Source organism: Leptolyngbya sp. FACHB-541 (genome assembly GCF_014695875.1).
GTDB lineage: Bacteria > Cyanobacteriota > Cyanobacteriia > Elainellales > Elainellaceae > JAAUTN01.
Window position 1 is genome coordinate 139,558 of sequence record NZ_JACJPC010000048.1, and the last position, 18,793, is coordinate 158,350.

The window sequence follows — 18,793 nt, forward strand, 5'->3', positions numbered from 1 at the left end:
GGCAGTTTCATAAAGAGGAAACTATGGCGGTTAACGATACGATTGCAGACATGCTGACGCGCATCCGAAATGCTACTTTGGCACGGCACCAGACAACAGAGGTTCCGTCAACTCGGATGACTCGCGATATTGCTAGGGTTCTACGAGAAGAAGGTTTTATTGCTGATTTCTCAGAATCTGGGGAGGGAGTTAAGCGCAACTTAGTACTCTCCCTTAAGTACAGAGGCAAAAATCGTCGGCCTATCATCAATACTTTAAAGCGCGTCAGCAAGCCAGGTTTACGAGTTTACTCCAATCGCAAAGAGCTGCCCAGAGTCTTGGGTGGGATCGGCATTGCAATTATTTCTACATCCAGCGGAATCATGACTGATCGAGATGCACGCCGCCAGGGTTTAGGAGGAGAAGTGCTCTGCTACATCTGGTAGGCATTACTCAGAGCAGTTGTTAGCTGTTAGTTCTTTGCGGTCAGATAGGCGGTGAGAGCTGACGACCATCAACTACTAGCAATTAATCACTGTTGTTCAGGAGCAATTTTCAGTATGTCTCGTATCGGAAAACGTCCCATCCCTCTCCCTGCCAAGGTGACTGTCACCATTGCAGGTCAACAGGTGGCAGTAAAAGGTCCAAAAGGTGAATTGTCTCGTATCCTTCCCGCCGAAGTAGAGGTGAGCCAGGAAGGGGAAACTCTGCTAGTTAAGCGCCGCAACGATTCCCGTGTGGCTCGGCAACGTCACGGACTTAGCCGAACTCTGGTTGCCAATATGGTTGAAGGAGTCTCTCAAGGGTTTCAGCGTCGTCTAGAAATTCAGGGGGTTGGTTATCGTGCTCAAGTTCAGGGCCGTAACTTGACGCTAAACGTCGGTTATAGCAATCCTGTGCAGATCGCTCCTCCGGAAGGCATTCAACTAGCAGTAGAAAACAATACCAACGTTTTGATCAGCGGCATCGATAAAGAGATTGTTGGTAACATCGCAGCTCAAATCAGAGCGGTTCGTCCGCCCGAACCTTATAAGGGTAAGGGAATTCGCTATGCAGGCGAGATGGTCAGACGCAAAGCTGGAAAGGCAGGGAAGAAGTAAAAATGAAACTTACTCGAAGAGAATCAACACAGCGTCGTCATGGTCGTATCCGGCGCAAAGTCATTGGAACCGCAGAGCGTCCTCGTTTGGCTGTTTTCCGTTCAAACCAGCATATTTACGCTCAGATCATAGACGATACTCGCCATCACACTCTAGTTTCTGCCTCTACTTTGGAGCCATCGTTGAAGTCAGAATTGAATTCTAGCGGCAACTGTGCTGCATCCGTGCAAGTAGGCAAGCTAATTGCACAGCGATCGCTTGAGCAAGGTATCCGCCAGGTTGTCTTCGACCGTGGTGGCAAACTCTATCACGGACGAGTCAAAGCTCTTGCAGATGCTGCTCGAGAGGGTGGTTTGGACTTCTAAGTAGATTTTTATTGAACTGTTGTCCTCTAAAAATGTGTCAAAGGCAAGCCCTCTAAGCAGACCAAGCTAAGTTTAAGGATTAAAGACATGGCAAATCGTCGCAAAAACAATAAAGCGAAAGAGAAAGAAACAGATTGGCAAGAGCGGGTTGTTCAGATTCGCCGGGTCACTAAAGTTGTTAAAGGTGGTAAAAAGCTGAGCTTTCGAGCCATTGTTGTAGTTGGCAATGAACGAGGGCAAGTCGGTGTTGGTGTTGGTAAAGCTAGTGACGTAATTGGTGCAGTTCGCAAAGGCGTAGCAGATGGAAAAAAGCATTTAGTTGATGTGCCCCTAACCAAAGCTAACTCCATTCCCCATCCCGTTAATGGAGTGGGTGGCGGTGCCAAAGTGATGATGCGTCCTGCAGCACCGGGAACTGGGGTAATTGCTGGTGGAGCGGTGCGAACTGTACTGGAGCTAGCTGGAGTGCGTAATATCTTGGCAAAGCAGCTAGGGTCAGACAACCCTTTAAACAATGCCAGAGCTGCTGCCAATGCGCTGGCATCTTTAAGAACTTTTTCTGAAGTTGCAGAAGAGCGAGGGGTTCCTATCGAATCTCTCTATGCCTGAATTAATGGTTAGTGCACACCTATTGCTATTCACGACAAAGCATAAGCAAACGACTAACTAAATTCTTTTTTGGAGAAGAACAAGCTTATGAGATTAGAAGACGCTTCACCTCAAAAAGGTTCTCGAAGACGGCGGCGACGCATCGGTAGAGGCATCTCTGCTGGTCAGGGTGCTAGCGGTGGGTTTGGAATGCGGGGTCAAAAATCGCGCTCTGGTCGCAGTACTCGTCCTGGCTTCGAGGGGGGACAAATGCCTTTGTATCGGCGTATTCCCAAACTCAAGCACTTTACAGTAATCAATCGTCTGCATTACACCGTCATCAATGTTGGCGACCTAGAGTCACTGCCTGCTAAATCTGAAGTGACGCTTGAGTCTTTGATGGAAGCAGGAATTGTTACCTCAGATGATGGACCTTTGAAAGTTTTGGGAAATGGTGACCTAACTACTCAGCTTGAAGTGACGGCTGCTGCTTTTACGGCATCGGCTCGCACCAAGGTTGAGGCGGCAGGCGGTACCTGCAAGCTGCTAGATTAATAAATAGCTTGTACCTTACGCTTGAGAGTTCTACTTTGATCAAAGGGCAGAGTATTTCAGCGATGCTGTCATGCTTGGATTAGGCACAACTCAAAGAAGCTGTTCTGAGGAAAGCTGCGATCGCATATATCGGTAGAGGAACTCCTTAAATGGTCGTTAGTAAAGATAAAGCCCCAACGGCTCAAGAAACGTTCATGCAAATGGCGCAAGCAGCAGGACTGAGAGGTCGGCTGCTTGTTACCGTTGGGATGTTACTTCTGGTTCGTCTAGGTATTGTAATTCCCGTACCTGGAATTAACCGCGATGCCTTGCAAGCAGCACTCAGTGACAGTGGCTTGGGAGGTCTACTTAGCTTTTTAGACATCCTGGCAGGCGGCGGAATTTCTGCGGTAGGGATATTTGCTTTAGGAATTTTGCCCTACATCAACGCATCCATTATTTTACAGCTTCTAACGGCAGCGATTCCAGCTCTAGAAGACTTGCAGAAGAACGAAGGCGAAGCAGGAAGGCGCAAAATTTCCCAGATTACTCGTTATGTTGCCTTGGGCTGGGGATTAATTCAAAGTGTTGGCATCGCTTTGTTCGTTCGTCAATTTGCCGAAAACCCAAGCATCCTTTTTGTTGTAGAAACTGCTTTGGCGCTCACAGCAGGTTCCATGTTTGTGATGTGGGTTGGTGAGCTAATTACAGAGCGAGGAATTGGCAATGGAGCTTCTCTACTGATTTTTGTAAGTATTGTCTCAACCCTGCCTCGTTCATTAGGTAATACTGTTGAACTTGCTCAGGGTGGCGATCGCAGCCTTGTTGGCGGCATCATCATTCTGATGTTGGTCTTCCTGGTTATGATTGTTGGCATCGTTTTTGTCCAAGAGGGAACTCGTCGAATTCCTATCATTTCTGCTCGACGGCAGGTGGGGCGCAGACTCTACTTAGAAAGAAGCAGTTATTTGCCACTTCGCCTGAACCAAGGTGGGGTGATGCCAATCATTTTTGCTTCTGCAGTCATGGTTGTGCCAGCATCCTTGTCGCAGTTCATTCCCAACCAGTTTCTAGGACAGGTTGTCAGCTACCTGAGCCCTGGTACTTGGGTTTATATAGTGGTTTACTTGGTGCTCATTCTGTTCTTCAGTTATTTCTACGCTTCCTTGATTGTTAATCCTGTGGACATGTCCCAGAACCTCAAGAAGATGGGAGCTAGTATTCCAGGAATTCGCCCCGGTAAAGCAACGAGTGAATACATTGAACGCGTTTTGAATCGTTTAACTTTTTTAGGCGCTGTATTCTTGGGGCTAGTTGCAATCATTCCAACTGCGGTCGAAGGTGCAACCCAAATCAGGACTTTTCAAGGATTAGGAGCGACTTCACTGTTAATCCTAGTCGGTGTAGCAATCGATACAGCGAAGCAAATTCAGACTTATGTGATTTCTCAGCGCTATGAAGGGATGGTGAAGCAGTAGTGGCAAGATTGATCTTTCTGGGGCCTCCAGGTGCAGGAAAAGGGACTCAGGCAGATACCCTTGCCCATCTGTGTAATATTCCTCACATTTCTACTGGGGACATCTTACGTGGTGCAGTTTCCCAACAAACTGATCTTGGCATAAAGGCTCAGTCTTATATGGACCAAGGTGAGCTAGTGCCAGATCAGCTGATTTTGGATCTGGTGCGCGACCGCCTTGGTCAACCTGATATAGAAAAAGGTTGGATTCTTGACGGCTTTCCTAGAAATGTGAATCAGGCTGTGTTTCTAGATGAGCTTCTGCAAGAGATTGAGCAAACGTGCGACTGTGTTGTCAATTTGGAAGTCCCCGATGATGTTCTAGTAGCTCGTCTTTTAAGTCGAGGGCGCAAAGATGATAGCGAAGAGGTAATCCGCAACCGACTTCAGGTTTATCGAGAGCAAACCGCTCCTCTGATTGATTTTTACAGCGATCGCCAGCAGCTAATTTCTGTAGATGGAAATCGCTCCGTTGAGCACGTTAATGTAGATCTTCAGCAGATTATTCAAGACTGAGATATTAAATTCTCTAAGTCTTGAGTGTGTCAACCGTCGAAAAGCAATTGGGTCAAGTGAAGCTGTTTTCGCTAATTCTCCTTAAAGCTGTTTAGTATAGAGATTTGTTAATCTTGAAATAAGCGTTAATGAGCAGAAACCATAGAAAATTCGTAGACTCAGGTCAAATTGTGAATTTCTAAGTTTCCGAGATCGTTTTGTACTTTAGTTTGAGGAAAAGCGCATTGTCTAAACAAGATCTAATTGAAATGGAAGGTACGGTAACAGACTCGTTACCTAACGCAATGTTTCGGGTTGACCTAGATAACGGCTTTAATGTTTTGGCTCATATCTCGGGCAAAATTAGGCGAAACTACATCAAGATTCTTCCGGGCGACCGAGTGAAGGTTGAATTAACTCCTTACGATTTGACAAAAGGTCGAATCACTTATCGGCTTCGTAAAAAGTAGAGGTAGCTATCTTCTGAGTGGAAAAAATAACAAACAGCCTCCTCAGAAGTCGGTTCGCAGTTTGACCAGAGCAAGAATAATTGCTATAATGACAACTTTGTACAAGATTGGAATAGCCTAAGAGATGAAGGTTCGAGCATCCGTTCGTAAGATTTGTGAAAAATGCCGCGTCATTCGTCGACGTGGCAGGGTTATGGTAATTTGCTCCAACCCAAAACATAAACAGCGTCAAGGTTAGCTGTGTTACTAGTAGACGGTTTGGGTTTAAGCGAGAAATTCGCTTTTATTGATAGATAGAACAGCATTCCAGAATTTAACGTTAGGGGGAGATGGCAGAGTGGCACGTATTGCCGGAGTAGACCTTCCACGTGACAAGCGTGTCGAAATTGGTCTGACTTATATATTTGGAATTGGGTTGTCGAGTTCTAAAGCAATCCTAGTTAAAACAGGTGTAAACCCAGATACGCGGGTTAAGGACCTTAGTGATGCGGACGTTGGTGCGCTTCGGGAGGTCGTTGAAGCCGATTACCAGGTAGAAGGTGATCTTAGGCGCTGGAACCAGATGAACATTAAGCGTCTAATGGACATCGGAACCTATCGAGGACGTCGTCACCGTATGGGATTACCCGTTCGTGGTCAGCGAACTCGAACTAATGCCCGCACAAACCGGGGTGGTCGTCGAACAGTTGCTGGTAAGAAGAAGGCTCCAAGCAAGAAATAGTTTTAGGGCTCCAGACACGCGCCACAATATCCCTAGGTTCTTGCATAGGAGCAAATTGCGAACATTGGCTCTTGCATGATCAAAAATTTGCTGGATTGCCTCAATCTATTTTTGGTCTAAGTGCATGTTCGAGTATGGAGTTAAGTATAGGTTTGAGCTTCTTCTGTCTTACCTGATCGGCTCCATAAGGCTAGGAAAATGAGATTTTGGCTTCCCTAGATACAAAGTTTAAGTTTTTATCCAGAGAGTAAAGTATGGCGAGACAACCAACTCGTAAGTCCGGGGCAAAGAAGCAGAAAAAGAATGTGCCGAGTGGTGTTGCACATATTCAGTCAACTTTCAACAACACCATCATTACGATTACAGATATTAATGGGGAAGCTATTTCGTGGGCTTCGTCTGGTTCTAGTGGCTTTAAAGGTGCCAAGAAGGGTACACCGTTTGCTGCTCAGACAGCCGCTGAGGGTGCAGCTCGGCGGGCTGTTGATCAAGGTATGCGTCAGATTGAGGTTATGGTAAGTGGTCCAGGATCTGGCAGGGAAACCGCAATTAGAGCCCTACAGGGCGCTGGACTAGAGATTACGCTTATCCGTGACGTTACTCCCATTCCTCACAATGGTTGTCGTCCTCCTAAGCGACGGCGGGTTTGAGGCGAACTGGAAGTAAACAGTTCGAGAGATATTGAGAGCGGTGCATCCGGTAACCTACCGGGAGATGAATTGAGTCAGGAAAGTGTTGTTTGCCTTTCCAATGCTAGGGAAGAGGGAGGTTGGTCTATGGCACAGTTTCAGGTCGAGTGCGTAGAAACAGATAATGTTGATGATCGAAATCTTTATGGGCGATTCATTCTAGAACCGTTGGAAAGAGGTCAAGGCATTACAGTCGGAAATGCTTTGCGTCGAGTGCTTCTCTCGAATTTAGAAGGAGCGGCAGTAACGGCTGTGCGTGTTGCTGGGGTAACGCACGAATTCATGACCATTCCTGGTGTCCGTGAAGATGTCTTAGACATTATCTTGAACATGAAAGAGATTGTGCTGAAGAGTTACTCCTCTCAGCCTCAAATTGGACGCTTGCTCGTCCAAGGTCCTGCGACTGTCACAACGGAACATTTCGAGCTTCCTTCTGAAGTTGAGATTATTGATCCGACTCAGTATATCGCCACAGTTGGAACTAACTCGACTCTAGAAATGGAATTTAGGATTGAGAAGGGCATTGGCTACCGGGCTGTTGAAAAGGGACGCGATGAAACGGCAGCTTTGGACTTTCTTCAAATCGATTCAGTTTTTATGCCTGTCCGTAGGGTCAATTACACGATTGAAGATGCTCGAGTCGGCGGTTCCCTTGAAAAAGACCGTCTGATTATGGAGGTTTGGACGAACGGAAGCTTAACTCCTCAGGAAGCATTGAGTCAAGCCGCAAGTATTCTAGTTGATCTATTCAATCCTCTCAAGGATGTCACTTTTGAGCCGTTGAGGGATGACTTCCCAGAGGATGAAGATCCAACCAATCAAATTCCTATTGAAGAGCTTCAGCTGTCGGTTCGAGCGTACAACTGTTTGAAACGGGCACAGATTAATTCAGTGGCGGATCTTCTGGATTACAGCCAAGAGGATCTTTTGGAAATCAAGAATTTCGGTGCTAAGTCGGCTGAAGAAGTAATTGAAGCACTGCAAGTTCGGCTTGGCATTACTCTGCCTCATGAGAAACCAGCTAAGACTAGCTAATCTCTTGCAGTTCTAAGTTTCTGTAGCAGTCAAATCGATTTCAAATTCATCTTCTATTTCTACATTGGTATCATGCGTCATCGTCGTCGTGTTCATCAGCTTGGAAAACCCGCTGACCAGCGTAAAGCTCTCTTAAGAGCTTTAACTACTGAGTTGATTCGTCACGGTCGTATTACTACGACCAAGATACGGGCTAAAGCAGTTCGTTCTGAAGCAGACAAAATGATTTCTCTGGCTAAGGACGGCTCTCTGTCTGCTCGCCGTCAAGCGTTGGGTTATCTTTACGATAAGCAACTCGTTCATGCGTTATTTGAGCAAGCCAAAGAGCGCTACAGAGATCGCCAAGGAGGTTACACTCGCGTTCTTCGCACCGTTAACCGTCGAGGTGATAATGCTGAAATGGCAATTATTGAACTGACTTAAGCTGTTGTCATGTCTACACCTGCTATGCAGTCTTCATGGGTAACAGCTGCTCCTAATTCTGATGTTGAACCAACACCGGAAAAGTTACAGAGAGTTGCCTTGGTGATTCAATACTTAGGCACTCACTTTCATGGTTGGCAACGTCAACCTCAGCAGCGGACCGTACAAGAAGAAATCGAAAATGCATTGCAGTCTGTATTAGGATACTCAGTCACGTTGCATGGGGCTGGTAGAACTGATGCTGGAGTACATGCAGCGGCACAGGTTGCTCACTTTGATGCGCCTGCAATTGTTCCAACCCATCGATGGGCAGATATCCTCAATCATCGGCTTTCGTCAGATATTGTGGTCCGAGCTTCGGCCGCGGTTGATTCCAATTGGCACGCTCGATTTTCAGCTTTGTGGCGACGCTACCGTTACTCGCTCTATACTGGCAAACGTCCCAACTTGTTTGTGCGCCCCTTTTCCTGGCATTATTATCAAGCTCCTTTGAATGAGGGTTTGATGCAAGAGGCGCTAACGCCGATGATCGGACGCCATCATCTGGCGGCTTTCCATCGAGCAGGATCAAGTCGTCCTCATTCTTGGGTGGAGGTTCAAACAGCGAAATGTAGTCGCGATGGAGCGTTTATTCACATTGAGCTGCAAGCAAGCGGGTTTTTATATGGGATGATGCGGTTGCTCGTGGGTCTGCTGGTGCAGGTTGGGCGAGGGTTGCGATCGCCTGCTGAATTTACCGAGCTTTGGATTTCCGAAAGGCGAGACCAAGTTAGATATGCCGCTCCCCCGCATGGTCTTTGTTTGTTACGGGTTGGCTACCCCGACTTCCCTTTTCCTACTGAGCTTTGGTTTGATACGCAGCCCAAGTTTGTCTTGCCTACTGTGGATGAGTTGAGATTCGAACATTTGCTCGGTTAGATCATAAGTTCTCAATTTGATTTTCTATACTGAATGATTGAAGGATATTTAGAGCTGTGAACAAAACATACGTCCCCGAAAAAGCTTCTCTAGAACGAAACTGGTACGTCGTAGACGCTGCTGAGCAGCGTCTAGGGCGATTAGCCAGCGAGATTGCTATGGTTCTGCGAGGTAAGAATAAGCCAACTTATACGCCTCATTTGGATACAGGTGATTTTGTGATTGTGGTCAACGCTGAAAAAGTCAGCGTTACTGGCAAGAAGTATTCACAAAAGCTTTATCGTCGCCATTCGGGTCGTCCTGGTGGAATGAAAACTGAGACATTTGCAAAGCTGCAAGCCCGTGTGCCGGAGCGAATCATTGAGCAAGCCGTTAAAGGGATGCTACCTAAGAACACATTGGGCCGGCAACTATTTACGAAGCTCAAAGTTTACGTAGGCCCTGACCATCCTCACCAAGCTCAAAAGCCCGAAGTATTGCAAATTAAGACCATTCCAGGAGAAGAGTAATGCAAGCCACCGAAAAGTCAAATCAAGTTGTGTATTGGGGAACGGGGCGACGCAAGTCATCTGTAGCGCGAGTTCGTTTGGTTCCAGGAAGTGGTCAAATTACAGTCAATGGTAAGCCTGGCGACCTGTATCTTCAGTTCAATCCTGCGTATCTTTCAGCAGCTAAAGCTCCGCTTGAAACGTTGGGCTTAGAGAACGAGTACGACATCCTAGTGAACGCGAGAGGCGGTGGCTTGACTGGACAGGCAGATTCTATTCGCCTCGGAGTTGCGCGTGCGTTGTGTGAGCTAGACCCAGAGAACCGTAAGCCGCTTAAGGTTGAAGGATATCTAACCCGTGATCCTCGTGCTAAAGAGCGGAAAAAATATGGCTTGCACAAGGCTCGTAAGGCTCCTCAATACTCTAAGCGCTAAAGTTTGGCTAGATGTCTGTAGTGTCATAGCGCTTAAGGCTAATGCAAAAAAGTTAGAATTGTACAAAGTAATCAATTAGGACAGAGAAAAGCTGTGGCTAAGGCTGATATTCATCCCCAGTGGTATCCAGAGGCAAAGGTTTATTGCAACGGTGAATTCGTGATGACCGTTGGTTCTACTAAGCCAGAACTTCATGTAGATGTTTGGTCGGGCAATCATCCCTTCTACACCGGGACTCAGAAAATCATTGACACTGAGGGTCGAGTGGAGCGGTTCTTGCGGAAATACGGCATGATGGATACTCAACAATCTACTTCTGAGACACCCCAGGAAAAGGAAAAGTAGAGATGCTGGCTGTCATATTTAGCCTGGTTGTACTGTGTGCAACTGAGGTTGAATATGGAGAACTGTTCAGATCCCTATTACCTGGATAATGCGAAGGTTTTCCGATGGCTGAGTCCTATCTGCTAGAAAAGTTAAAGTCTGTTGAACAGACTTTCCATGAGTTGACTCGTCGATTAGCTGATCCTGATGTGGCAACCGATCCTAACGAGTTTCAGCGCGTGGCAAGGGCTCGTTCGTCCTTAGAAGAGACAGTAACGGCTTTTGAGGATTGGAAGACCACTCAAGAGGAATTACTTGGAACCAAGCAGATCCTTAAGGAGGCAGGTAGTGATCCAGAGATGCGGGAAATGGCTGCTCTAGAGTTGGAAGAGTTGGAAGAGAAGACCGCCCAACTGGAGACTCGCTTAAAGATTCTGTTGCTGCCCCGCGATCCGAATGATGACAAGAACATCATGCTGGAGATCCGGGCAGGTACCGGAGGGGACGAGGCTAGTATCTGGGCTGGAGATCTAGTGCGGATGTATTCGCGCTATGCGGAGACTCAAAGCTGGCGAGTCAAGCTGGTGAGTGAATCTTTGGCCGACATGGGCGGCTTTAAAGAAGCGATTCTGGAGATTCAGGGCGATCGCGTTTACAGCAAGCTTAAGTTTGAGGCTGGGGTTCACCGGGTACAGCGAGTTCCGGTAACCGAGGCGGGGGGGCGCATTCACACGTCTACGGCGACAGTGGCGATTATGCCAGAGGTAGACGATGTGGAAGTTGAGATCGACCCCAAAGACATCGAATTGACTACGGCACGATCAGGCGGTGCCGGTGGGCAAAACGTTAACAAGGTAGAAACAGCGGTTGACCTGTTCCACAAGCCAACTGGAATTAGGATTTTTTGTACTGAGGAGCGATCGCAGCTGCAAAACCGAGAGCGGGCGATGCAGATCTTGCGGGCAAAGCTTTACGAGATGAAGTTGCGAGAACAGCAGGAGGCAGTGACCTCTATGCGGCGATCGCAGGTCGGTACGGGCGCTCGTTCTGAAAAAATTCGTACCTATAACTACAAAGACAATCGCGTTACCGACCATCGCCTGGGGCAGAATTTCACTCTAGTTCCGGTATTGGAGGGTGATTTAGAGACGATGATTCAGTCTTGTATTTCCCAAGATCAACAGGAAAGACTTGAAGAATTGGCAGCTTCAACTTCTTCTCCTGTCTCGATCTAAACTACTTGATCTTCGCTGTGTAGGAATTAAGCTGTGCCTCGTTTTTTGCACCTAGCTGACGTTCACTTGGGTTTTGATCGCTACGACAGCAAGGAACGAACACGAGATTTTTTCTACGCCTTTAACGATGCATTAGAGAAGTATGCAGTTGACGCAGATGTTGATTTTGTTGTCATCGCGGGGGATCTGTTCGAACACCGCAACATTCAACCTGCAACTTTAAACCAGGCTCAGACGTGCTTGCAAATGCTGAAGCAAGCTGGAATTCCGGTACTGGCAATCGAGGGTAATCACGATAATCGTCCCTACGGCACTAAAACAAGCTGGCTGCGCTATTTAGCAGATTGGGAATTGTTGTTATTGCTAGAACCAGGCGATATTTCGGCGGGAGAACCGTTTTATCAGCCTTGGGATTTGGAGAGTCGGCGGGGCGGCTATATTGACCTAGATTGCGGTGTGCGGGTGCTGGGATCTAACTGGTATGGTGCGGCTGCGCCTAAGTCGATTGAGCAAATTGCGGTTGCAATTGAGGCATTACCGTCTGGGGCGATGCATACGCTGATGCTGTTTCATCATGGTTTGGAGGGGCAGATCGCTCGTTATGCGGGAGCCTTGCGCTATGCAGATTTGTTGCCTTTGAAGCAGGCTGGTGTTGACTACTTGGCATTGGGGCATATTCACAAGAACTATGAAGTAGAAGGGTGGATTTTTAACCCCGGTTCGGTGGAGGCAAACAGCGTTGAGGAGTCTCGTTATGAGCGGGGTGTTTACCTGGTCGAGATGAATGGTTCTGGCGTTCAAGCCGAGCTAAAGCAGGATTATTATCAGCGTCCGATTGTGCGCTTGAGGTTTATGACCCGGGGTCAGGAAAGCCAGGAAGAGGTGGAGCAGGAAGCGATCGCCAAAGTTACAGAGGCTATCCAATCCAAACAGCTTGATCCGTCTCAGAAGCCGATTGTGGAACTGCGGATTGAAGGGCAGGTTGGGTTTGACCGATTAGACCTGGATGTGCGAAAGCTCCAGCAACAGCTTCAACGGCTCAGCGGTGCGATTATTTTTCTGCTCAAGTATGAAGTGGAGGCTGTGGCTTACGCTTCCCCGCTTTCTGAAGAGGCTAGCCGGACGCAGATTGAGCAGGAAGTCTTTATGGATTTGCTAGCGGCGAATAATCTTTATAAGAAGCGATCGCCAGAACTCGCTCAGGGATTGATTAACCTGAAGGATCTACAGCTAGAAGGGCGATCGGAAGCAGAGTTATATGAATTTGTGCAGTCCTTACTGATACCTGAAGAGGAACAAGCCTGACTTTGAACAAGCAAAGGGCTTGAGCTATGGCAATTCTCAGTGGTACGACATACAGCAGTGGCATGGTACACCACTACTGTATGTCGTGCCCCCTTAAGCGTGCATTTTCCTAGACTGCCCAGTCTTTTGCCCAACCAAGAATCTGGTGGACTCGCTCCAAGGTGGCGGCTTCAGAGTAGAGACGCAGGACAGGCTCCGTACCGCTGAATCGAATCAATAGCCAGCTTTGGTCAGCAAGCTGGAATTTGTAACCATCAATTGCAAGACAGTCAGTTACCTCAGCACCCGCAATTTCCTTAGGGGTTTGGGTTTTGAGTTGCTCTAGTAGGCGCGATCGCACCTCCATGCTGGCAAGAGGTAGGTCAATTCTGTCATAGGCAGCAGTGAAGCCTGTCTTTTCCTGAAGCTTTTGGTAGAGGTCGCTTAAATCCATTCCCGATTGGACAATTGCTTCTAGCACATACAGTGCAGAAAGCAGCGCATCTCGTTCGGGAATGTGATTGCCGTAGCCGATGCCACCGGACTCTTCACCGCCCAGCAATACAGGAGTTTCGAGCATTCGGTCAGCGATGTACTTGTAGCCAATGGGAGTTTCATGAACGGATAGGTTGTGCATCTTGGCAACCAGCGGAATCAGGTTGGAGCCGCTGATTGTTTTGACAATTTCTCCGGTGAAACCGCGTTGGGTCGCCAGGTGATCCATCAAAATTGGAATCAGAATTTGAGAACTGAGGAAATTTCCCTGTCCGTCTACAGCGGCGATGCGATCGCTGTCTCCGTCAAACACCAATCCTACGATTAGACCACCCGGTATGTTTCGCTGATAGGAGCGAATCTGCTGAAATAGGTCAGACAAGTAACGCGGTAGAGGTTCTGGAGCGCCGCCCCCAAACAAAGGATCGCGGTTACTGTTGAGTTCTTGAATGGGAACTCCTAGCAGTTGCCCCAACCCTCCTGCTGCTGCTCCATGCATGACATCGGCAAAGACAGTTAATTTGCCCCCAGCGATCGCCGCTTGCAGGGCTGGAATATCAACCTTGCTGCGAAGGACTTCACAGTAGCTCTGCCATGGGTTGAACGTTTGTAAGGTTCCGGCGGCGGTACTTGTAACCGTTTCACCTGCTTGCAACATTGCTTCGATCTGCTTAGTGACTTCAGGTGGAACGGAGCCGCCAAAGCACCCTTTAACTTTTAACCCAGAGTAGCCACCTGGATTATGGCTTGCGGTAATGACGAGCGCACCCAATGCATCATGCTGCTTTGCTGCCCAACTGAAAGCCGGAGTTGGGGCGTAGCTTTCTGACAGCAGCACATCAAACCCTGCGGATTGAACTGCCTCAGCGGTTGCCTGAGCAAACTCTTCTGAGAGAAATCGGCGGTCGTACCCGACCACAATGGTACGGGTGCCCACCTTGCTGCCGTATTCTTTTTCCAACGCTTTTGCGGCCAAAGGCGCAACGTGAACTAAGCGTTCAAAAGTAAAATCGGCTGCAATCAAGCCTCGCCAGCCATCTGTCCCAAATGCAATGGGTTTAGTGGTCAGAGAAGCGGGGGAAGGGTGAACTGCCATACACGTTCTGCCTCAAATGAAAACTTTAACGCCGCTTCGAGTCTATCCGGGGAGTCACTGGCTCCGCCAGTTTAAAGGTGACTGAACTTTCTCAAATTGAGCAATGCTGGTTTAGTAATGTTGGCTCTTTTAGAGGGTTTTGACGCGATCGCGCCCCTGGCGTTTGGCATGATCAAGTGCCCGATTAGCCCGCTGCAAAACATCCCAAGCGTTGCGATCGTGGGCTGAATTTTGCTGAGCGATGCCAAAGCTAGCCGTGATGCTGATTTCACCTGCGCTTGTTTTCATCGGAGCCGCCCGAATTGCCTGCCGTAATCGTTCTGCAACATCGACTGCTTCTGTTAACGTCGTTTCGGCTAATAGCACCACAAATTCTTCGCCGTCATAGCGATAGATAGCTGTTTCTTTCCGCAACTGGCGCTGGAGCCGTTGAGCTAGATGTTGCAGCACTTCATCCCCAACTGAGTGCCCGTAGGTGTCATTGACCAATTTGAAGTAGTCGATGTCGAGGATGATGACACAGAAATCTTCTTGTACAGCCCAAACTGCTTTGGTACTAAACTGCTCTAGCTCTCGTTCTAGAGAACGGCGATTCATCAACTGGGTGAGATCATCGCGAACGATTTCTAGCTGAACTGAATTGTTTTGCATTCGCAGCGCTTCTTGTTTATGCCAGAGGCTCTGGTAGTGCTGGGCATTGGTGAGAGCGATCGCCGCCTGATCGGCTACCTGGCGAATCGTTTGCAATTCATCTAGCTGATAAACCTTGTCAGATTGATAAGACAATAGCGAAACTGCCCCAAAAAATTCTGCTTGAATAAACAGCGGTACAATCAGCGCTGAAACTGCCCCAATTGTGTGCAGCCAATCCTGCAAGGGGTCAGGATTAACTCCGTCTTGCTCTACTTCCAGATAAGAAACCCCATCTTGAATAAATACGTCAACGACGCTTTGCCAGCGAGTGGGATCTACCTTTCGCTCCAGTGGCGGCAACTGTTGGTCTGGGTGTTCCCAGGCTGCCAAAATGCTCGGCGGGGTGCTGCGTAAATCGATCAGGATACAGCGATCGCAGTTTAACCCTTGCCCTAACTCTGCAACAATTCGCCCAACGATTTCATCAGGATTAAGATTGGAGTTCAGCAACCGGACGATGCGTCCTACTAAAGATGCCTGCTGTCGGGCTTGTTCTAAGCGTTGTTGCCAATATAGAGCGCTGTAAGCTAATCCCAACTGGCTACAGACAACTTCTAAGGACTCAACTTCTGCTAAAGACCAACCTTGAGGGGGTACAGGAGCAGCAGGGTCAGTCTTGCTTATTGCTTCAGTCGCTTGGGAAGGCAACGGTCGATTGAGCAAGAGTACAAGCTGGAGTGAACGAACCGAGTCTGCACTGGTGGCGATCGCCCCAACGCTAAAACTGCCGGTAAAGTCAGCACTTAAACGTCCGTTGTGTGTGGCAGGTACAATCAGTTCGCCTGTTTCTAGTTGGGTTACTTGAGGAAGTCGCTGTTGTGTGACCAGCCACTCCGGTAGAGTCTCTGGATAAATTTGCCAAACCGCCGGAAATGAATCGTTTGAGGATAAATCGTCTTTAAGAACTAGCTCTGTTGGAGACAAAGACTGTTGAACGGCACGTCCTGTGACAAAGTGTCGTGCTCCCGAGGTTGCATAAATTTGAAATGAATCTGGATTTCCTGTCTCTAACCCTGCCCACAGCAAACAATCTGTCTGGTAGAACGCAGCAAGAGTTCTGACAGCTTGTGTTAACAGCAGATCGATTGACTCTAGATAAGCGACTGCTGTTTTAATTGAGGGGTAAATTTGCTTCCAGGTTGATTGAGTGGACATATTCTGAAGTACTTTGAATTCATTTTGACACTGGTAGCACCCCCTTGCATTTGATGCGACAGCAACCTGCTAAATGGAGCCAATGAGATTGCAGGCTCAAGCAAAGAATTGGAGAAAGTTAGCTCCGACAGCGATCGCTCAGAATCGTCCGCTGAGAGTTTCTGGTGAGTCACCTTGTTGGAACACAAATATTCACGTTTCTGTCTAATGGTGGATTCCTAATCGTGTTTGCAGTAGCTACGCTATGCATCAATCCATAATTGGGATAGACAAAAGTTGAAATAGAAGCAACCAGTCTAACTCAAACAGGGTTTTCTATTCTGAGCGGTGGCTTTTTTTAATTATCGGAGTGTGGCGAGTGGATCAAAAGTCGCAAAAAGTACACTTAGCAATGCTGAAAACCGGAAAGTTGTTGGGTTAGTCAAGAGGTCTTAAGCTTAACCTTTCGATTAGACTTAAGACGGTTGAGTTCCCTGCTGGTGTTGCCTGACATTTAAGGCTAGCGGTGACAGAGAGTTTAAGCCAAAATGCTGACGAGTGTTCGCTGTGCTTATGCTCTAATCAGAGTTTACTCGTAGATTTACTTCAAGATGCGATTGCTTAGCTGGGGTGCGTTGGCTGAGATTTACACTGATACTGCAATGGATTGATCCCAATGCAGGGTACCTATCATCAATTTTATGTCTCCTGAAACACCCTGGTTTTTGAGTCAGCTATCCGTGACTGAGCCCATTCAACCCTTTGACCTGAGCACAGAAAGTCAAAGCTTACGTCTACAACAAATAGTCGATGGTGAACAGGTTGTTGCACTGCAGTTGCAACGGCAGGTTCAACTGTCTAATCTGGTGAGCCAGATTAACAACGAAATTCGCAGCACTTTGGATCTGAACGAGGTGCTCAACTCGGCTTGTCGAATCTTGTGTCAAGTGCTTGACTGTAGCCGAGCTGACATTCTAATTACAGAACCGGGTGAACAAAAAACGCTGATCTGTCAGGGTGAGTATTGTCGAAGAGACTATCCTACTCAAATTGGTAACCGCATTTCGATTGAGGGAAATGCTTACCTACGGATGTTGATGCAGCAGCCAAGAGCTCTGGGGTTGAAGCGTTTTTCAGAATTTCCTGGTTTAAGCAAGCAAACGCACCAGATTGCAGAATCGCTAGAAATTCGCTCAACGCTCGCTACAGCAATGTGGTATAGAGGGCAAGTCAACGGCATTATTGGGCTGCACCAGTGCGATCGCGAGCGAGAATGGCTGGACTGGGAGCAACAGCTTTTAGAAGAAGTCGGCAACCAGGTGGCGATCGCCATCAACCAGGCCAAGATCTACAGTGAGACTCGCCGACAGGTAGAGCGAGAAGCCTTGCTGCGCCTGGTGACAAACCAAATTCGTAGCACTCTTGATCTAGATACAATTTTGCACACGGTGGTTCGAGAAGTGCGGCACTTGCTCGACACTGATCGGGTTGTAATCTATCAGTTTTTTCAAGATTGGCAAGGCTCTGTTGTGGTGGAAGACGTTGCTGAGCCTTGGGTCTCGGTGCTGGGGGAAATGGGGCAGGACAATTGCTTTTCTGGCGAATATGCCAATCTGTACCAGGGAGGACGGATTCGAGCAATTAACAACATTCTGCAAGCAGGGTTGGATGACTGCCACATCAACTTTTTGAGACGTTTACAGGTTCAGGCTAATTTAATTGTGCCGATCCTGATTGGGACGAAGCTTTGGGGCTTGTTGATTGCCCACGAGTGTTCCGGACCAAGGGTTTGGCAAAACTGGGAAATGGATCTGCTACAGCAGCTTGGAAACCAGGTAGCGATCGCTATTCACCAAGCAGAATTGCATGCTCAGGTCCAGGAATCAGCCGTTCAGGCTCAAGCACAGGCGCATCAGTTAGAGCAAGTGCTACACGACCTACGGGCAACACAGGCGCAGTTAATTCAGACAGAGAAATTGTCTAGTCTGGGGCAGATGGTTGCTGGTATTGCTCATGAATTGAACAATGCCACTACTTTTATTTATGCCAATCTGCCTTACGCTCAAACTTATGCAGACTCAATGATAGAGGCACTTTCTCTGTATAAAACGGCGTTCCCAGACCCACCGGATGCGATCGCCCAGTTCAACTCTCAATCTGAGCTAGAGTTTGTTCGAGAAGATTTTCCGAATTTGCTTCAGTCTATGAAGATAGGAGCTGATCGGCTCAAAGAATTAGTGCTAACCCTACGAAACTTTGCTCGACTGGACGAAGCAGACCGAAAGCCCGTCGACCTACACGAGGGGATTGAAAGTAGTCTTGTCATTCTGCAACATCGTCTCCGAACAGGAGTCAGGATAAACAAACACTATGGTGCGTTGCCAAAAGTAGAATGTCGTGCTGGACAAATCAATCAGGTATTTCTAAATTTGTTGAATAATGCTCTGGATGCAGCAGGCAGTAGGGGCGAAATCACAATCCATACTTGGCACGATTCCAATTCTGTGACGGTCTCGATTCGGGACAATGGAGCGGGAGTTCCTATGGATATTCAAGCTAGAATCTTTGATCCTTTCTTTACAACCAAAGCAGTAGGACAAGGTACAGGTCTGGGATTGTCGATCGCTCACCGCATTGTAGTTGAAGGGCATGGCGGTCAGCTTCGCTGTATCAGTCAGCCTGGACAAGGTGCAGAGTTTCAGGTTGAATTGCCGTTGACAGGCCAGTCATGATTTCGTGGCAACATCCTAACAACGAACTGGTACTCTCTTAGGACA

At 47.8% G+C, this 18,793-nt stretch carries 22 protein-coding genes; 20 read left to right on the forward strand and 2 right to left on the reverse strand.

Going from position 1 to position 18,793, the window contains the following annotated elements:
• Positions 1–23: 23 nt before the first annotated feature.
• From rpsH to H6G00_RS09440, 19 genes are all read left to right on the forward strand, one after another.
• Positions 24–425, forward strand: a complete 402-nt coding sequence (gene rpsH, locus H6G00_RS09350; RefSeq protein WP_190641718.1) for a 30S ribosomal protein S8 — start codon at positions 24–26, stop codon at positions 423–425.
• Between the two features lie 114 nt (positions 426–539).
• Positions 540–1,079, forward strand: coding sequence for a 50S ribosomal protein L6 (gene rplF, locus H6G00_RS09355; protein WP_190641717.1), 540 nt, complete (start codon positions 540–542; stop codon positions 1,077–1,079).
• A gap of 2 nt (positions 1,080–1,081) precedes the next feature.
• On the forward strand, positions 1,082–1,444 hold the full coding sequence (gene rplR, locus H6G00_RS09360; protein WP_190796531.1) for a 50S ribosomal protein L18: 363 nt from the start codon (positions 1,082–1,084) through the stop codon (positions 1,442–1,444).
• An 87-nt stretch (positions 1,445–1,531) separates the two neighbouring features.
• The gene (gene rpsE, locus H6G00_RS09365; protein WP_190641715.1) at positions 1,532–2,053 is read left to right on the forward strand and encodes a 30S ribosomal protein S5; all 522 of its coding nucleotides are present in this window, start codon (positions 1,532–1,534) and stop codon (positions 2,051–2,053) included.
• Positions 2,054–2,140: 87 nt separating this feature from the next.
• The gene (gene rplO, locus H6G00_RS09370) at positions 2,141–2,587 is read left to right on the forward strand and encodes a 50S ribosomal protein L15 (protein WP_190641714.1); all 447 of its coding nucleotides are present in this window, start codon (positions 2,141–2,143) and stop codon (positions 2,585–2,587) included.
• 149 nt (positions 2,588–2,736) lie between these two features.
• A complete protein-coding gene (gene secY, locus H6G00_RS09375) occupies positions 2,737–4,044 on the forward strand; it encodes a preprotein translocase subunit SecY (protein WP_190641713.1) in 1,308 nt (435 codons plus the stop codon).
• A complete protein-coding gene (locus tag H6G00_RS09380) occupies positions 4,044–4,598 on the forward strand; it encodes an adenylate kinase (RefSeq protein ID WP_190680092.1) in 555 nt (184 codons plus the stop codon). Before secY ends, H6G00_RS09380 begins: the two co-directional genes overlap by 1 nt.
• 224 nt (positions 4,599–4,822) lie before the next feature.
• Positions 4,823–5,047: a translation initiation factor IF-1 gene (gene infA, locus H6G00_RS09385; protein WP_036002386.1), complete on the forward strand. Its 225-nt coding sequence runs from the start codon at positions 4,823–4,825 to the stop codon at positions 5,045–5,047.
• 124 nt (positions 5,048–5,171) lie between these two features.
• Entirely contained in the window at positions 5,172–5,285 is a 114-nt protein-coding gene (gene rpmJ, locus H6G00_RS09390; RefSeq protein WP_071782548.1) for a 50S ribosomal protein L36, read from the forward strand.
• A 99-nt stretch (positions 5,286–5,384) separates the two neighbouring features.
• Positions 5,385–5,768 (forward strand): 30S ribosomal protein S13, encoded by a 384-nt coding sequence (gene rpsM, locus H6G00_RS09395; RefSeq protein ID WP_190680108.1) that lies wholly within the window; start codon positions 5,385–5,387, stop codon positions 5,766–5,768.
• A 254-nt stretch (positions 5,769–6,022) separates the two neighbouring features.
• Positions 6,023–6,418, forward strand: coding sequence for a 30S ribosomal protein S11 (gene rpsK / locus H6G00_RS09400; RefSeq protein WP_190641711.1), 396 nt, complete (start codon positions 6,023–6,025; stop codon positions 6,416–6,418).
• A 126-nt stretch (positions 6,419–6,544) separates the two neighbouring features.
• Positions 6,545–7,492, forward strand: coding sequence for a DNA-directed RNA polymerase subunit alpha (locus H6G00_RS09405; RefSeq protein ID WP_190641710.1), 948 nt, complete (start codon positions 6,545–6,547; stop codon positions 7,490–7,492).
• 72 nt (positions 7,493–7,564) lie between these two features.
• Entirely contained in the window at positions 7,565–7,915 is a 351-nt protein-coding gene (gene rplQ / locus H6G00_RS09410; RefSeq protein ID WP_190641709.1) for a 50S ribosomal protein L17, read from the forward strand.
• 9 nt (positions 7,916–7,924) lie between these two features.
• Positions 7,925–8,833 (forward strand): tRNA pseudouridine(38-40) synthase TruA, encoded by a 909-nt coding sequence (gene truA, locus H6G00_RS09415; RefSeq protein WP_242042199.1) that lies wholly within the window; start codon positions 7,925–7,927, stop codon positions 8,831–8,833.
• Positions 8,834–8,889: 56 nt separating this feature from the next.
• On the forward strand, positions 8,890–9,342 hold the full coding sequence (gene rplM / locus H6G00_RS09420) for a 50S ribosomal protein L13 (protein ID WP_190641708.1): 453 nt from the start codon (positions 8,890–8,892) through the stop codon (positions 9,340–9,342).
• Positions 9,342–9,755, forward strand: a complete 414-nt coding sequence (rpsI, locus tag H6G00_RS09425; RefSeq protein ID WP_190641707.1) for a 30S ribosomal protein S9 — start codon at positions 9,342–9,344, stop codon at positions 9,753–9,755. The genes rplM and rpsI overlap by 1 nt, the downstream gene beginning before the upstream one ends.
• A gap of 93 nt (positions 9,756–9,848) precedes the next feature.
• A complete protein-coding gene (gene rpmE, locus H6G00_RS09430) occupies positions 9,849–10,100 on the forward strand; it encodes a 50S ribosomal protein L31 (protein ID WP_190641706.1) in 252 nt (83 codons plus the stop codon).
• A 104-nt stretch (positions 10,101–10,204) separates the two neighbouring features.
• Positions 10,205–11,314, forward strand: a complete 1,110-nt coding sequence (gene prfA, locus H6G00_RS09435; RefSeq protein WP_190796532.1) for a peptide chain release factor 1 — start codon at positions 10,205–10,207, stop codon at positions 11,312–11,314.
• Positions 11,315–11,347: 33 nt separating this feature from the next.
• Positions 11,348–12,619 carry a metallophosphoesterase gene (locus H6G00_RS09440; protein ID WP_190796533.1) on the forward strand — a complete coding sequence of 424 codons (1,272 nt, stop codon included), beginning with the start codon at positions 11,348–11,350 and terminating at the stop codon, positions 12,617–12,619.
• Between the two features lie 109 nt (positions 12,620–12,728).
• Here H6G00_RS09440 and H6G00_RS09445 read toward each other — a convergent pair whose 3' ends face one another.
• Positions 12,729–14,189 carry a phosphoglucomutase/phosphomannomutase family protein gene (locus tag H6G00_RS09445; RefSeq protein ID WP_190796534.1) on the reverse strand — a complete coding sequence of 487 codons (1,461 nt, stop codon included), beginning with the start codon at positions 14,187–14,189 and terminating at the stop codon, positions 12,729–12,731.
• A 129-nt stretch (positions 14,190–14,318) separates the two neighbouring features.
• A complete protein-coding gene (locus H6G00_RS09450) occupies positions 14,319–16,037 on the reverse strand; it encodes a sensor domain-containing diguanylate cyclase (RefSeq protein ID WP_190796535.1) in 1,719 nt (572 codons plus the stop codon).
• A 680-nt stretch (positions 16,038–16,717) separates the two neighbouring features.
• Between H6G00_RS09450 and H6G00_RS09455 the strand changes: the two genes are divergently transcribed.
• A complete protein-coding gene (locus tag H6G00_RS09455; RefSeq protein ID WP_190796536.1) occupies positions 16,718–18,748 on the forward strand; it encodes a GAF domain-containing protein in 2,031 nt (676 codons plus the stop codon).
• The last annotated feature ends 45 nt before the right edge of the window (positions 18,749–18,793 follow it).

Coding starts and splice junctions, on each gene's coding strand:
- H6G00_RS09445 (WP_190796534.1), bottom strand. CDS start 14,189: ATGGCAGTTCACCCTTCCCCCGCTTCTCTGACCACTAAACCCATTGCA.
- rplO (WP_190641714.1), top strand. CDS start 2,141: ATGAGATTAGAAGACGCTTCACCTCAAAAAGGTTCTCGAAGACGGCGG.
- H6G00_RS09455 (WP_190796536.1), top strand. CDS start 16,718: ATGTCTCCTGAAACACCCTGGTTTTTGAGTCAGCTATCCGTGACTGAG.
- rpsH (WP_190641718.1), top strand. CDS start 24: ATGGCGGTTAACGATACGATTGCAGACATGCTGACGCGCATCCGAAAT.
- rplR (WP_190796531.1), top strand. CDS start 1,082: ATGAAACTTACTCGAAGAGAATCAACACAGCGTCGTCATGGTCGTATC.
- rplQ (WP_190641709.1), top strand. CDS start 7,565: ATGCGTCATCGTCGTCGTGTTCATCAGCTTGGAAAACCCGCTGACCAG.
- truA (WP_242042199.1), top strand. CDS start 7,925: ATGTCTACACCTGCTATGCAGTCTTCATGGGTAACAGCTGCTCCTAAT.
- rpsE (WP_190641715.1), top strand. CDS start 1,532: ATGGCAAATCGTCGCAAAAACAATAAAGCGAAAGAGAAAGAAACAGAT.
- H6G00_RS09405 (WP_190641710.1), top strand. CDS start 6,545: ATGGCACAGTTTCAGGTCGAGTGCGTAGAAACAGATAATGTTGATGAT.
- rpsK (WP_190641711.1), top strand. CDS start 6,023: ATGGCGAGACAACCAACTCGTAAGTCCGGGGCAAAGAAGCAGAAAAAG.
- secY (WP_190641713.1), top strand. CDS start 2,737: ATGGTCGTTAGTAAAGATAAAGCCCCAACGGCTCAAGAAACGTTCATG.
- rpmJ (WP_071782548.1), top strand. CDS start 5,172: ATGAAGGTTCGAGCATCCGTTCGTAAGATTTGTGAAAAATGCCGCGTC.
- H6G00_RS09450 (WP_190796535.1), bottom strand. CDS start 16,037: ATGTCCACTCAATCAACCTGGAAGCAAATTTACCCCTCAATTAAAACA.
- prfA (WP_190796532.1), top strand. CDS start 10,205: ATGGCTGAGTCCTATCTGCTAGAAAAGTTAAAGTCTGTTGAACAGACT.
- rplF (WP_190641717.1), top strand. CDS start 540: ATGTCTCGTATCGGAAAACGTCCCATCCCTCTCCCTGCCAAGGTGACT.
- rpsI (WP_190641707.1), top strand. CDS start 9,342: ATGCAAGCCACCGAAAAGTCAAATCAAGTTGTGTATTGGGGAACGGGG.